Source organism: Thermodesulfovibrio hydrogeniphilus (genome assembly GCF_054657355.1).
Window position 1 is genome coordinate 1,110,349 of sequence record NZ_BAAHYW010000001.1, and the last position, 13,846, is coordinate 1,124,194.

Sequence of the window (13,846 nt, forward strand, 5' to 3'; positions counted from 1 at the left end):
CCGAGTGTTTTGTCATAATAATATGATACAACAAAAACTTCTGGCAAGCAATTTTTAGTAGAGCTTTGAAAGGTCTGCAACGGATTTCAGCTTTTCTGAAAGTTGCTGTAGAAGAGCAATTCTGTTTATTTTTATATTTTCATCCTTGTCCATTACAAGGACATTATCAAAAAATCTATTAATGACTGGAGTGAGGCTGAAAAGCTCTTCCAAGACTTCCTCAAATTTATGTTCTTCCATATACTTGCTAATTTTTTCATTTACTTCATTCATCTTTTGATAAAGCTCCTTTTCCTCAACTGTAACAAAGAGAGACTGATTAAGAGGCATTCTTTCATAGTTCCTTATGATATTTGAAACTCTCTTAACAGCAAGAAAGAACTCTTCAAATTTTTCCTTTTTAATGAAATCATTGACAATGTTTAATCTATGTTCAATTTCATGGGGTGGTTGAGTGAGAACAATATCAGCAACTGTTCTGATCAGATTAACATCAAATCCAACGGTTTCAAGAAAACTTTCAAATCTTTGTCCAATAAAGGTAGCTACTTTTTCCTTCAAATCATCCTCATATTCAAGCATACTGACAAGCTGCAGAATTGAAATAGGATATCTTTTATTTAAAATTACCGCTATTATTCCATTTGCTGCTCTTCTTAATCCAAATGGGTCCTCGGTGCCTGTAGGTATTTCGCCAAGATAGAAAAACGAAGAAATATGGTCAAGCTTGTCTGCAATGCTTAAGATACATCCTATCTCGTTTGAGGGAATGGCATCATTAAATCCTTTGGGAAGATAATGCTCCCTTATGGCAAGACAAATCTCCTCAGGCAAACCTGCGTGTTTTGCGTAATATCCACCCATTATTCCCTGAAGTTCTGGGAATTCACCAACAACTCCGCTTGCAAGATCAGCTTTGCAGTATTTTGCTGCAATCTGAAAAGACTCAGTTTTTTCTGGAGCTATCAATTCAATAATTTTACTGCCAATATTTATAATTCTCTGCGTTTTATCATACAAACTTCCAAGTTTTTTGTGATAAACAATACCCTTTGTAAGCTCAAGAAGACGGTCAAGACCTTTTTTAAGGTCTTCCTCAAAGTAAAATCTTGCATCCTCAAACCTTGCCCTTATTACTCTTTCTGCACCCTTCTTAATGTTCTCTTCGTTTTCAGAATTTGTATTGCTTATTACAATGAAGAAGTTTTTCAGTTTGCCTGATGAGGTAATTGCAAAATATCTTTGATGGTCCTTCATCACGGTAATTAGTAACTCTTCTGGCAATTTTAAATACTCTTCGGAGAAACTGCACAGAACTGCATTTGGAAACTCAACAAGATATGTAACTTCCTCAAGAAGCTCATCATCCCAGAAAACTTCACCATTGACTCCTTTTGCAAGCTCCTTAAGCTGTGTGACAATAATATTTTTTCTTTTTTCCTGATCAGGGATAACAAAAGCCTCTTCCAATTTAACTTCATAATCCTCAGGTCTTTTAATGTTCAGTTCACTCTCATAAAGAAATCTATGTCCTGATGTTTTGGTATCAGACTTTATTCCATCTATCTCAAATGAAATCAATCTATCTTCGTAAAGACAAAGAAGCCATTTGACAGGTCTGACAAACCTGAGAGAGCCAGAACCCCATCGCATCATTTTAGGGAAATTAAGAGACAAGAAAAGATTTTTTAATATATCAGGAAGAACCTCTTCGGTTTTCTTTGCCTTTTCCTTTAAAACAACGCAGACATAGTTCCCTTTTCCCTTAGGAAGCACCTTCAAATCCTTTATATCAACTCCCTGAGCATTTGCAAAGGCATATGCAGCCTGCTTTGGATTTCCATTTTCATCAAAGGCAACATTTGCAGGCGGACCCCATACTGTTTTTTCCTGCGATTCCTGCTCATCAGCAATCTCTGCCAATAGGGCAATTCTTCTTGGAGTCGCAAAAGTTTTTATTGAATGCACATTAATTCTATTGTCTGAAGTAATTTTCTTCAAATTTTGTTCAAGCTGGGCTATTGCCATAGGAATAAATCTTGCTGGAATCTCTTCAGCTCCTATTTCAAAAAGAAGCTTACCCATTTATATCTCCGTATTTTTTATTTAAATAAGCCTCTGCGCAACCCTTTGCAAGGGCTCTTACCCGAGCAATATAATTCGTTCTCTCTGCCACAGAAAGAACTCCCCGTGCATCAAGGAGATTAAATAAATGAGAGCATTTAAGACAAAATTCATAGGCTGGAAAAACAAGTCCTACTTTAAGAAGCCTTTGACTTTCTCTTTCATAATCATCAAAATGTTTCTTAATAAGCTCTGAATCTGAATAATCAAAATTAAAATATGAAAACTCTATCTCGCTTACTTTGTGAATATCTCCATATGTCATCTCTTTATTCCATTTTATTTCAAAAACATTTTCAACTTCCTGCAAATACATGGCTATCCTCTCAAGTCCGTATGTTATTTCAACTGAGACAGGCTTTAAGTCAATACCGCCAACTTGCTGAAAATAGGTAAACTGTGTAATTTCCATCCCATCAAGCCATACCTCCCATCCCAATCCCCAAGCACCGAGAGTTGGAGACTCCCAGTCATCCTCAACAAATCTGATATCATGCTTTGAAGGCTCAATCCCCAAAGCCTTTAGACTCTCTATATAAAGCTCCTGAGAGCTTTCAGGAGAAGGTTTTAAGATTACCTGATACTGATAATACTGTCCAAGTCTATTTGGATTTTCACCGTATCTTCCATCAGTAGGTCTTCTGCATGGCTGAACATAGGCAGTATTCCAATGTTCAGGACCTAAAACCCTGAAAAAAGTTGCAGTATGAAATGTGCCAGCTCCAACCTCAAGGTCATAGGGCTGGAGAATAACACATCCTTTATCTGCCCAGTATTTGTTGAGTGTAAAAATTATTTCTTGAAAATACATAGATTTTCATGATACTTTAGGTGAGAGGTTTCTGTCAAATGTTTCCAAGAATTCTCATAGCAGGAATCCGCGGTGGAGCTGGAAAAACAACAGTTACTCTTGCGACCATATCACTCTTAAAAAGACAGGGCTTTAATGTCCTTCCTTTTAAGAAAGGTCCTGACTATATTGACGCAGGCTGGCTCTCACTTTTCTCTGGTAATTTATGTTATAACCTTGATACATTTATGATTCCAAAAGATAAAATTATTAAAAGCTTTAAAGAAAAAGCCAATGGACATATCGCTGTAGTGGAAGGCAACAGAGGACTCTTTGATGGAATTGACTCAGAAGGCTCTGTTAGCTCTGCAGAGCTTGCAAAACTTCTTAAATGCCCCGTTATACTTGTTGTAGACTGCACAAAAATGACTCGTTCAGTGGCTGCATTGATTAATGGATTTGTTAATTTTGACAAAGACGTGGAAATAAAGGGCATTGTATTAAATCAAATAGCAAATACAAGGCATGAAAAGGTGATAAGAGAATCTGTAGCAAAATACTGTTCAGTTGAAATTGTTGGTGCTATTCCAAGATTTAAGGATATAAAAATGCCTGAAAGACACATGGGACTCTTGCCTCATCAGGAACATGAAATGCAAGAAGAAGCAAAGCATTTTATAGAAAAAGCTTCAGAATATCTTGATATTGAAAAAATCTTAAACATTGCAAACAGCTCGCCTCAAATTGATTTTGCAACCAATGATTCATCAGAAATAGAGCCTACTGGATATGGATTAAAAATAGGTGTGATAAGGGATAGAGTATTTCAGTTTTATTACGAGGAAAATATTGAAGAGCTTAAGCGTCATGGAGCAGAAGTAGTGATAATCAATTCCTTGCAGGATAAAGCCCTTCCTGAAATAGATGCTTTATACATTGGTGGAGGCTTTCCTGAAACCCATGTAAAATGGCTTTGCAACAACCAAGAATTAATGAAAGATATAAAAAATAAAGCTGATGAGGGTCTGCCTATTTATGCGGAATGCGGTGGACTTATGTATTTATGCAAAAGCCTTATCACCGAGCATGGCGAATTTCCTATGGCAGGCATTTTTCCATTTAGGTTAAAGATGTTTAAAAAACCTCAGGCACACGGATATGTTATAGCAAAAGTCTCAGAGCCAAATCCCTTTTATGAACAAGGAGTTGAGATAAAGGGACACGAGTTTCACTATTCAAAGGTAATTGAATATGAAACATTGCCACAGATGAGCTTTTTGATGACGCGAGGCGAAGGAATAATAGAAAAGTTAGATGGTGCATGCTATAAGAATACGCTTGGAACTTATGTTCATGTCCATGCACTTGGATGCGAGGAATGGGTAAAGGGTATTTTAAAAATGGCAAAAGCCTATAGGGAGGTAAAAAATGGCAAATAGGGAGTTGCCAACATGTCTTTTTTGCGGAAGGATAATAAATCCACCAGAGGATAAAGATACTGAATTTGGAGAAATAATGTATGGAAAATGCGAATGTGGTGCAATATATGTTTGTGAACCTACAGGACACAATCAGGGAGAAGCTCTTGTTGACGCAATGTTTCTTGCCTCACCATCGGGAATTGAAAATATTGATTTAGGAAAAAATTTTGAAATAAGGGAAAGAGACTATGATTACAGGCTTCATCAATATATTTATGCAAAATATTCTCCATTTCAGGGAAAGCTTTTCTTTATAAAGGCAATGGGTGGAAAACTTAACAAAGAAATGAAAGAAAAGATAAAAATTTCAAAAAAAGACTTTCTTTCCCTCTTAGAAAGAGAAGATTTTGAAACCATTGCAACAGCTTCATTGCAAAATCCAAATGTCTTTGGCTGGATTATTGCATTATCCTATGACAAAGAAAATCCTATGTCATGGAAAGCAATTAAAGCAATGGGATATATAGCAGAAGCCTATGTAAAAGCAGACAGTATAGACCCTCTGAGAAACACAATAAGAAAACTTCTTTGGTCAATGACTGATGAATCTGGAGGTATAGGCTGGAGAGCTGCGGAGTTGATTGGAGAAATAGTATTTGCAGAACCATCACTTTTTGAAGATATAATTCCGATTTTATGGTCACAAAGAGAAGAAGAAAGCTTTCTTGAGAGCGTTTTAAGGAGTATGATAAAGCTGTCTAAGAAAATCAACATTACTGATTATATAAAAATTGAAACCTCTGAATTAGAAAGCCTTCTTAAACATGACAAGGATGAAATAAAAGCGCTAACATCTATTCTCATTCAAAAGCTTAAAATTAAATTGCCTGTGGCTGAAGAAATACTAGACACAATGGTCTCTGTCTACAACAAGGGCAATATAATCAAACTTAAGGCATCAAGAGCAGAAAAATTTTTATAACTTTATAAACGAAACTTATTTGACTTTGGAGTAAAGCTTACTTTAGAGTAAATTACACCTGAAGTTCTTTTATACTTGAAGTTCTTTTATAAAAGTAGGTAAAATATTTGCAAAAAAACAAAAAGGAGGTAGTAAAATGCCATTTATTGAGTTTAAGGGAAAGCAGATTGAGCTGGACGAGGATGGTTACATCCAAAATCTTGATGATTGGTCACCTGAGCTTGCAGAGTATATGGCTCAACAAGACGGACTTACATTAACAGAGCAACATTGGGAAGTAATTAACTTCTTGAGAGACTATTATCAGAAGTATCAAATTGCACCAATGATCAAAATTCTTGTCAAAGAAATGGCTAAGATGTTTGGTCCTGAAAAGGGTAATACAAAGTATCTCTACAACCTATTCCCAGATGGACCAGCAAAACAAGCATGTAGATACGCTGGACTTCCAAAGCCAACAGGATGCGTATAATTTCATTTAAGAGGGGGCAGGAAACTGCCCCTTCTTATTTTTGGAAAGGGGGGATAAAAAAAAACATTTAGAGGAGAGAGGCATGTCTATTAAAGACTTTCTTTCGAAAAAAAGAAAGGAAATAATTAACAAATCCTTTGAACTTACAATTGCTACATATCCTGAAGAAAGTCAACCTTTTTTAAAAGAATATTCTAAACAATTTACTAATCCTGTGGGATATACTTTAAGGGAAGCTATTGAACAGATAGTGGACAAAATAATCAATGAAGAACCTGTGGAAAGTTTTCTTTTGCCTTTAGAGGAAATAATCAGAATAAGAGCAGTTCAAGAATTCACTCCTTCTCAGGCGATTGGATTCGTATTTTTAATCAAAAAAGCATTTCAGGATGAGCTTGAGAAAGAGCTGAACTCATCTCAGTTATTGGACTTTTTATCAAGAATAGACTCTCTATCACTAATTGCCTTTGATATTTTCATGAAGTACAGAGAAAAAATCTACGATTTAAAAGCTAAAGAGCTGATTGACCGAACATGGTGGGTCCTCAAAAAATGGAACATTGTATCTGAAGTTAGTGAAAAAACAGAAGAAACCAAATTAAAAAATTAAAAGTGAGGTAGGGTGAGATGGGTATAGGATTAGCTTTTATAATAGTATTAGGTTTAATCCTTTTTGCCTACATTGGTACGGATATTTTAGGACTTGACAGCTTATTCGCTGTTGTTTTTCCCTATGTAGCCTTTATTGTATTCGTCATAGGTTTTATACTCAGAGTAATTAAATGGGGTAAGTCTCCTGTTCCATTCAGAATACCAACAACCGCAGGACAACAGTTTTCTCTTCCTTGGATTAAGTATAGCAAAATTGACAATCCTGCAACCGCTTGGGGTGTGGCGCTGAGAATGTTCTTTGAAATATTCTTTTTCAGGTCCCTTTTCAGAAATACAAAAGCTGAAATCATGAATGGAAAACTTTATGTTGGTTCAAATAAGTGGTTATGGTTGGGAGCTATTGCTTTCCATTACTCATTCTTAATCATACTTATCAGACACTTAAGGTTCTTTTTATCTCAAACTCCATGGTGCATCTCTATAATTGATTCAGTGGATTCTTTCTGGCAGATCGGACTTCCTATGCTTTATATGACAGATGTCATAATAGCAGCAACTCTGCTTTATTTACTTGGAAGAAGAATCTTCAATGCTCAAGTTAAATACATATCTCTTCCATCAGACTATTTCCCGCTTTTCCTCATTATCGGTATTATTGCAACAGGCATACTGATGAGATATTTTGCAAGGGTAGATATAACAGCTATTAAAGAGCTCACATTAGGTTTAGCATATCTTAAACCAAAAGTTCCTGAAGGAGTAGGTAGCCTATTTTATATTCATCTGTTCCTCGTAAGCGTTCTTTTTGCATACTTCCCATTCAGTAAGTTAATGCATATGGGTGGAGTTTTCTTAAGCCCTACGAGGAATCTGGCAAACAACAACAGAATGGAAAGACATGTGAATCCTTGGGACTATCCTGTGAAACATCGTCATTATGAAGAATATGAAGATGAATTTAGAGAAAAAATGAAAAAAGCTGGAATACCAGTAGAAAAGGAGTGAGACCATGGGACTTCCAAGACCTGATGAATTAATTTCAAATGTTAATTTAAAGAAAATGCCATCCAAATGGTGGATGGATACTTTACCTGTAAAGTTTAAGGAAGGATTTTACTGTTATGGAGCAAAGGGTAAAAACCTTGCCTATGTGGATTTCCCTAATGCGAGAGATTTTCATGTAACTGATGAAGACTGGAAACTTCCTGAGGACTGGAAAAAGATAGTTATTGAAGGAATCAAACAAAGACTTGAGAGATTCAGAACTTTCCATGTTTTTATGGATATCTGTGTAAGATGTGGAGCTTGTGCTGATAAATGCCACTTCTTTATCGGCACAGGTGATCCTAAAAACATGCCTGTCTTAAGAGCAGAGCTTCTCAGGTCTGTTTATAGAAAATATTTCACTTCAGGCGGAAAGCTTTTTGGTAGATACGCCGGAGCAAGAGACCTTGATCTTGATGTTCTTAAAGAGCTTTGGTATTATTTCTATCAGTGCACAGAGTGTAGACGCTGTTCCCTTTTCTGCCCCTATGGAATTGATACTGCAGAAATAACTATCATTGCAAGAGAACTTTTAAATCTCTTGGGCTTAAATACTGACTGGATATCAGGACCTGTTGCAAACTGTTACAGAACAGGAAACCATCTTGGAATTGAACCCCATACAATGAAATCAACCCTTGAATTCATGTGCAATGATATTGAAGAAATAACTGGAATTAAGATTGAACCACCAATAAATAAAAAAGGTGCTGAGATTCTGTTTGTAACTCCATCTGGAGACCTTTTTGCTGACCCGGGAATTTATAATGCTATGGGCTACATGATGCTATTCCACGAAATAGGTTTAGACTATACATGGAGCACCTTTGCCTCTGAAGGCGGAAACTTTGGTTTCTTTACTTCATTGGAGATGGCAAAAAGGCTTCATACAAAAATATACGAAGAAGCAAAGAGACTAAAGGTAAAATGGATAATCGGTGGTGAATGCGGACACATGTGGAGAGTCTGGCACCAGTATCACAATACATGGTATGGACCTGTAGATTTTCTTGAAGAGCCTGTATCTCCTATTACTGGGACTAAGTTTGAAAATGCAAAATCCAATAAAATTGTACACATAAGTGAGTTTACAGCTGATCTGATTAGACATGGAGTTTTAAAATTTGACAAGTCCCGCAATGACAATCTGATAGTGACATTCCACGACTCCTGTAATCCATCAAGAGGAATGGGTATTTTTGAAGAGCCAAGATATATTATTAAAAATGTATGTAACCATTTCTATGAGATGCCTGATGAAACGATAAGAGAACAAACATTCTGCTGTGGTGGTGGTTCTGGGCTTAATGCAGGAGAAATAATGGAACTCAGAATGAGAGGAGGATTCCCAAGGGCAAATGCAGTAAGATATGTCCACGAAAAATTTGGTGTAAATATGCTCGCAAACATTTGTGCAATTGACAGAGCAACTCTACCACCTTTGATGGATTACTGGGTACCCGGCGTCAGAGTTACTGGAGTTACAGAGCTTGTTGCTAATGCAATGATTATGAAAGGTGAAAAAGAAAGAACAATGAATTTAAGGATGGAGCCACTGCCAGGAAAGGAGGAACAGTAAAATGTATGATGGATGGAAAATAACTCTTGGCTTAGTAGTTTTTGTAATAATAGTGACTCTGCCTTTTACAATGAGTATTGGAAAAGAGTACATCAAGCCTCAGCCTAATATTGACACTCCAGAAATACAGAAGATGGATAAGAAACAGTGCATTGAGTCAAAACAGTATATGAGAGAGGCACATATAAAAATTCTCTATTCATGGAAAGATTATGCAACAAGGGAAGGCAAAAGAGTTTATGTAGCTTCCGATGGTAAGCAGTGGAATATAAGCCTCCAGAATACCTGTATGAAATGCCATTCTAATAAAGAAAAGTTCTGCGATGAATGCCACAACTATGTGAATGTTAAACCCTATTGCTGGGATTGTCATATTGAGCCTAAGGTGGGAGGATTAAAATGATTAACAGAAGAGAATTTCTAAAAATAGCAGCCTTTGCATCATTTATTGGCTTAGGAGCTGTAAGTATCAATGCATTTGAAAAAAAACCTGGCAAAGAGGTTTTAAAGGACATCAATGCTCTAAAGGGTAAAAGATGGGCAATGGCAATTGATACAAGAAAATTCAAAACACAGCAAGACTTTGATAAAGTCATTAAAGCATGTCACAAAGCCCATAATGTCCCAGAAATTGTAGACCCACTTCATGAGATAAAATGGATATGGACAGAGGATTATGAACACTCCTTCCCCGGTACAGCAGAGCATTATATTTCAGAGGAAGTAAAGGAAAGGAAGTTTTTACTCCTTTGCAACCACTGTGACAATGCACCATGTGTAAGAGTATGTCCTGTTAAAGCAACCTTCAAAAGAGCTGATGGCATAACAATGCAGGATATGCATCGCTGTATAGGTTGTAAGTTCTGCATGGCAGGTTGTCCTTATGGAGCAAGAAATTACAACTTCCTTCCACCAAGAGATTACTTAAAAGAGGTTAACCCAGAGTATCCAACAAGAACCCTTGGAGTTGTTGAGAAATGCACATTCTGCAATCAGAGGATTGACAAGGGACTTCTTCCATACTGTGTTGAGGCATCTGAAGGAAAGATAATCTTTGGAGATTTGGCAGACCCTAATTCAGAAATAAGAAAGGTTCTTTCTGAAAACATGGTTATCAGAAGAAGACCAGAACTTGGCACACAACCTATGGTTTTCTACATAATTTAGGGGAGGTAAAACATGCTTGATTTAGCGTTAAAAGGTAGACCAAGATACTGGATATGGCTATCATTTTTAGCCACAATGATTCTTATAGGATTTATATGCTGGATAAGGGAACACCATATAGGAGCTGCCTTTACAACAGGACTGAGCAGAGATGTTACTTGGGGATTTCATGTTGGTCAGTTAACATTCTTTGTTGGTGTTGCCGCTTCAGCAGTTCTGGTAGTACTTCCATATTATTTCCATAACTATAAAATCTTTGGAAGAATGGCTATAATGGGTGAGTTTCTTGCTGTTGGATGCGTTCTGATAGCAATGCTCTCAGTCTTTGTCATCATGGGACAACCATCTCGTGTTTGGAATGTTATTCTTCATCCAACACCTCATTCAATCATATTTTGGGATATGGTGGTTCTTATAACTTATCTTTCTCTTAATCTTCTCTGTGGTTGGACAATTCTTCATGCAGAGAAAAAACAGGCACCACCACCAAAATGGATTAAACCATTTATTTACTGGGCGATTTTATGGGCTCCCTCAATCCATACAGTTACTGCTTTCTTGTATGCAGGTCTTCCAGGAAGACCCCACTGGATGACAGCTCTTCAGGCTGCACACTTTTTAGCAACCGCATTTGCTGCAGGTCCTTGTCTTCTTATTATTCTCAGCATGATAATCAAAAAAATATCTAAGTTTGACCCAGGACAGCAGGCAATTAATAAACTTGCAGAAATTGCCACCTATGCGTTGATCATTCACCTATTCTTCATTGGACTTGAATTCTTTACAGCTTTCTACAGCCAGATACCAGACCACATGGTTCCATTAAAATACCTCTATTTTGGATATGAGGGACACAATGGACTGGTAACTTGGATGGCTATATCAACACTTTTAGCCTTTACAGGGCTTTTGATTTTCATATTCCCACCCCTTAGAAAATGGAATGTCACAAAACTCATAGGTGCTATATGTATATTCGTATCAATTTGGATGGATAAGGGATTTGCCTTTGTAGTGAGTGGTTTTGTTCCAAATCCATTTGACAGAATAACCGAGGCATGGATTGCTTTGAACGAATTTCTCGTTGCAGCAGGAGTTTGGTCAGTAGGAGCTTTCGTTATAACAGTACTATACAAAATAGCTATTACTGTAAAGGAAAAGGTAGTATTTGACAAGTACGGAGAGAAGCAGGTTGTAGATTAATCTAAACTTAGAAGACCAAGCGGGGCTAAAAAGCCCCGCTTTTTTTTATTCAACAAAACTAAAGAGTGTTCTTCTTTCCCTCAAAGAGGCTTTTATAAAATCTCTGAATAATGGATGAGGCTTAAAGGGTTTTGATTTAAATTCAGGATGGAACTGGCAACCTAAAAACCAAGGATGCTCCTTCAACTCAATAATTTCAACAAGCTGTGCATCTGGAGAAGTACCGCTAAAGACAACTCCCTTTTCTTCAAGGATTGGAATATATTTATTATTAAACTCATATCTGTGTCTGTGTCTTTCTGATATTTCTCTGACTTTATATGCTTCATAGGCTCTTGTGCCTTCCTTTATAATGCATGAATAAGCTCCAAGTCTCATTGTACCACCTTTTTGTGATTCTGCTGAACGAATTTCATATTGTCCAGTTCTGGGATTAAACCATCTCTCCATCAGATAAATAACAGGATTTTCTGTAGCAGGGTCAAACTCTGTTGAATTGGCATTAAGTTTTGCAAGATTTCTGCTAAGCTCTATCACAGCACATTGCATTCCAAGACAGATGCCAAAAAAGGGAATTTTATTTTCCCTCGCATATCTTATTGCCTCAATTTTACCCTCTATACCTCGTGAACCAAATCCGCCCGGAACTAAAATTCCATGGGCGTGCTCCAAATACTCCTTTGCTCCATTTTTTTCTATATCCTCTGAATTAACCCAAAGAATATTGACTTTAGTATTATTTGCAATTCCTCCATGAATTAAAGCCTCTGTAAGACTCTTGTAAGAATCCTTTAATCCTACATATTTTCCAACTACTGCTATATTAACCTCATCCTTTGGATTTTTGATTCTATCAACTACTTCTTCCCATTGAGATAAGTCACCAATTCTGTGAGGAAGGGATAATTTCTTTTCAATTAAAAGGTCAAGTCCCTCATTTTTAAAATTAAGAGGAACTTCGTATACTGTTTCAACATCGTGGGCTGAAATCACAGCATCTAAATCAACATTGCAGTGGAGGGCTATTTTTTTCTTTAAAGCCGATGGAATGGGTCTGTCAGCTCTACAAAGCAAAATGTCTGGCTGAATTCCAATAGCCCTTAAACTGTTGACACTATGCTGGGTTGGCTTTGTTTTTAGCTCTCCTGCGCTCTTTATATAGGGAACAAGGGTAAGATGAATATATAGCACATTTTCCCTTCCTACATCGTATCTAATCTGCCTTATTGCCTCAAGAAATGGTAGTCCTTCAATATCACCAACAGTTCCTCCAACTTCAACAATAACTATATCGTAATCATTATCTCCTGCTGCGGACTTAATTGCTGACTTGATTTCATCTGTAACATGGGGAATAACCTGAACAGTATGACCTAAATAATCACCTCTTCTTTCCTTTGAAATTACATTGAAGTAAATTTTTCCTGATGTGTAATTATTGACATGGGAAGTTGTAAGATGGGTAAATCTCTCATAGTGTCCAAGGTCTAAATCTGTCTCACATCCATCATCAGTGACATAAACTTCTCCATGTTCAAAGGGACTGAGAGTTCCCGGGTCAACATTGATATATGGGTCAAGCTTTTGAATAGTCACTTTAAATCCCTTTGCCTCAAGAAGTGCACCAATTGCTGATGCTGCAATTCCTTTTCCTAAAGCCGAAACTACTCCGCCAGTTATAAAGATATACTTAGGCATTTTTCTGCTACCTCCAAATCTTCAGGTGTATCTATTCCAATTGAATCATATTGCGTAATTGCTATTTTAATTTTAATTCCATTCTCAAGAGCCCTTAATTGCTCAAGTTTTTCAATTTTTTCAAGGGTAGATGGGGCAAGACTGACAAATTTTTTGAGAATGTTCAATCTATAGCCATAAATCCCAATGTGTTTATACATAAAATTATAGCAGGATGAGCATTTTTCAGCTCTGACTCTGTCATAGGGAATTGGCGAGCGTGAAAAATAAAGGGCATATCCATTTTTATCAAATACAGCCTTTACTACATTGGGATTATTAAATTCTTCAATATTATCAATAAGTCTTACAAGGGTTCCGATAAATTCCTTGCCAGATTTCATTAGTTCAACGAGTTGGTCAATCATTTCTGGTTTTATAAGAGGTTCATCTCCTTGAAGATTAATTATTATAGAGTCCTCTTTCAAATTGTATCCATCTTTAATTAATTTTTCAACTGCCTCAGCAATTCTGTCTGTGCCTGAGGGATGATGGGCAGAGGTCATAATTGCTTTGCCGCCAAAGGACTCCACGGTCTCATAAATTCTTATATCATCTGTTGCAACAAATACCTCATCAAGTAGATTAGCACTTTTCGCTCTTTCATAGATATGCTGGATAATTGGCTTATTTCTGAGGTGAACAAGGGGTTTGCCGGGAAATCTTGTTGATGCATATCTTGCAGGAATTATACATATAGTAACCATAACTTTAA

At 36.7% G+C, this 13,846-nt stretch carries 13 protein-coding genes; 9 read left to right on the forward strand and 4 right to left on the reverse strand.

Annotated features, from left to right (window positions below; genetic code table 11):
• Positions 1-54: 54 nt before the first annotated feature.
• Together glyS and ACYQ3P_RS05605 are read right to left on the reverse strand one after the other, a co-directional pair.
• Entirely contained in the window at positions 55-2,085 is a 2,031-nt protein-coding gene (gene glyS / locus ACYQ3P_RS05600; protein ID WP_460176957.1) for a glycine--tRNA ligase subunit beta, read from the reverse strand.
• Positions 2,078-2,935 (reverse strand): glycine--tRNA ligase subunit alpha, encoded by an 858-nt coding sequence (locus ACYQ3P_RS05605; protein ID WP_460176958.1) that lies wholly within the window; start codon positions 2,933-2,935, stop codon positions 2,078-2,080. The genes glyS and ACYQ3P_RS05605 overlap by 8 nt, the downstream gene beginning before the upstream one ends.
• 38 nt (positions 2,936-2,973) lie before the next feature.
• Between ACYQ3P_RS05605 and ACYQ3P_RS05610 the strand changes: the two genes are divergently transcribed.
• The 9 genes from ACYQ3P_RS05610 to dsrP all read left to right on the forward strand — a co-directional run bounded on the left by ACYQ3P_RS05610 (position 2,974) and on the right by dsrP (position 11,394).
• The gene (locus tag ACYQ3P_RS05610) at positions 2,974-4,353 is read left to right on the forward strand and encodes a cobyrinic acid a,c-diamide synthase CobB (RefSeq protein WP_460176959.1); all 1,380 of its coding nucleotides are present in this window, start codon (positions 2,974-2,976) and stop codon (positions 4,351-4,353) included.
• Positions 4,343-5,317 carry a DVU0298 family protein gene (locus ACYQ3P_RS05615; protein WP_460176960.1) on the forward strand — a complete coding sequence of 325 codons (975 nt, stop codon included), beginning with the start codon at positions 4,343-4,345 and terminating at the stop codon, positions 5,315-5,317. The genes ACYQ3P_RS05610 and ACYQ3P_RS05615 overlap by 11 nt, the downstream gene beginning before the upstream one ends.
• Before the next feature lie 136 nt (positions 5,318-5,453).
• Positions 5,454-5,789 (forward strand): TusE/DsrC/DsvC family sulfur relay protein, encoded by a 336-nt coding sequence (locus tag ACYQ3P_RS05620; RefSeq protein ID WP_460176961.1) that lies wholly within the window; start codon positions 5,454-5,456, stop codon positions 5,787-5,789.
• A gap of 82 nt (positions 5,790-5,871) precedes the next feature.
• Positions 5,872-6,399 (forward strand): RsbRD N-terminal domain-containing protein, encoded by a 528-nt coding sequence (locus ACYQ3P_RS05625; RefSeq protein ID WP_460176962.1) that lies wholly within the window; start codon positions 5,872-5,874, stop codon positions 6,397-6,399.
• Positions 6,400-6,416: 17 nt separating this feature from the next.
• Complete coding sequence (gene dsrM / locus ACYQ3P_RS05630) at positions 6,417-7,406, forward strand: sulfate reduction electron transfer complex DsrMKJOP subunit DsrM (protein WP_460176963.1); 990 nt, start codon at positions 6,417-6,419, stop codon at positions 7,404-7,406.
• 55 nt (positions 7,407-7,461) lie between these two features.
• Entirely contained in the window at positions 7,462-9,024 is a 1,563-nt protein-coding gene (gene dsrK / locus ACYQ3P_RS05635) for a sulfate reduction electron transfer complex DsrMKJOP subunit DsrK (RefSeq protein ID WP_460178051.1), read from the forward strand.
• Position 9,025: 1 nt separating this feature from the next.
• Positions 9,026-9,427: a sulfate reduction electron transfer complex DsrMKJOP subunit DsrJ gene (dsrJ, locus tag ACYQ3P_RS05640; RefSeq protein WP_460176964.1), complete on the forward strand. Its 402-nt coding sequence runs from the start codon at positions 9,026-9,028 to the stop codon at positions 9,425-9,427.
• Positions 9,424-10,191, forward strand: coding sequence for a sulfate reduction electron transfer complex DsrMKJOP subunit DsrO (gene dsrO / locus ACYQ3P_RS05645; RefSeq protein WP_460176965.1), 768 nt, complete (start codon positions 9,424-9,426; stop codon positions 10,189-10,191). The genes dsrJ and dsrO overlap by 4 nt, the downstream gene beginning before the upstream one ends.
• 12 nt (positions 10,192-10,203) lie before the next feature.
• On the forward strand, positions 10,204-11,394 hold the full coding sequence (gene dsrP, locus ACYQ3P_RS05650; RefSeq protein ID WP_460176966.1) for a sulfate reduction electron transfer complex DsrMKJOP subunit DsrP: 1,191 nt from the start codon (positions 10,204-10,206) through the stop codon (positions 11,392-11,394).
• Between the two features lie 45 nt (positions 11,395-11,439).
• Here the strand turns inward: dsrP and pyrG are convergent, their stop codons facing one another.
• Positions 11,440-13,092 (reverse strand): CTP synthase, encoded by a 1,653-nt coding sequence (gene pyrG / locus ACYQ3P_RS05655; protein WP_460176967.1) that lies wholly within the window; start codon positions 13,090-13,092, stop codon positions 11,440-11,442.
• Positions 13,071-13,838: a 3-deoxy-manno-octulosonate cytidylyltransferase gene (kdsB, locus tag ACYQ3P_RS05660; RefSeq protein WP_460176968.1), complete on the reverse strand. Its 768-nt coding sequence runs from the start codon at positions 13,836-13,838 to the stop codon at positions 13,071-13,073. The genes pyrG and kdsB overlap by 22 nt, the downstream gene beginning before the upstream one ends.
• Between the last annotated feature and the right edge of the window lie 8 nt (positions 13,839-13,846).

What these genes read in the sequence shown, in the direction of transcription:
- ACYQ3P_RS05605 (WP_460176958.1), bottom strand. Translation starts at nt 2,935, where the DNA reads ATGTATTTTCAAGAAATAATTTTTACACTCAACAAATACTGGGCAGAT.
- dsrK (WP_460178051.1), top strand. Translation starts at nt 7,462, where the DNA reads ATGCCATCCAAATGGTGGATGGATACTTTACCTGTAAAGTTTAAGGAA.
- ACYQ3P_RS05615 (WP_460176960.1), top strand. Translation starts at nt 4,343, where the DNA reads ATGGCAAATAGGGAGTTGCCAACATGTCTTTTTTGCGGAAGGATAATA.
- ACYQ3P_RS05625 (WP_460176962.1), top strand. Translation starts at nt 5,872, where the DNA reads ATGTCTATTAAAGACTTTCTTTCGAAAAAAAGAAAGGAAATAATTAAC.
- dsrO (WP_460176965.1), top strand. Translation starts at nt 9,424, where the DNA reads ATGATTAACAGAAGAGAATTTCTAAAAATAGCAGCCTTTGCATCATTT.
- ACYQ3P_RS05610 (WP_460176959.1), top strand. Translation starts at nt 2,974, where the DNA reads ATGTTTCCAAGAATTCTCATAGCAGGAATCCGCGGTGGAGCTGGAAAA.
- dsrM (WP_460176963.1), top strand. Translation starts at nt 6,417, where the DNA reads ATGGGTATAGGATTAGCTTTTATAATAGTATTAGGTTTAATCCTTTTT.
- dsrP (WP_460176966.1), top strand. Translation starts at nt 10,204, where the DNA reads ATGCTTGATTTAGCGTTAAAAGGTAGACCAAGATACTGGATATGGCTA.
- glyS (WP_460176957.1), bottom strand. Translation starts at nt 2,085, where the DNA reads ATGGGTAAGCTTCTTTTTGAAATAGGAGCTGAAGAGATTCCAGCAAGA.
- dsrJ (WP_460176964.1), top strand. Translation starts at nt 9,026, where the DNA reads ATGTATGATGGATGGAAAATAACTCTTGGCTTAGTAGTTTTTGTAATA.
- kdsB (WP_460176968.1), bottom strand. Translation starts at nt 13,838, where the DNA reads ATGGTTACTATATGTATAATTCCTGCAAGATATGCATCAACAAGATTT.
- pyrG (WP_460176967.1), bottom strand. Translation starts at nt 13,092, where the DNA reads ATGCCTAAGTATATCTTTATAACTGGCGGAGTAGTTTCGGCTTTAGGA.
- ACYQ3P_RS05620 (WP_460176961.1), top strand. Translation starts at nt 5,454, where the DNA reads ATGCCATTTATTGAGTTTAAGGGAAAGCAGATTGAGCTGGACGAGGAT.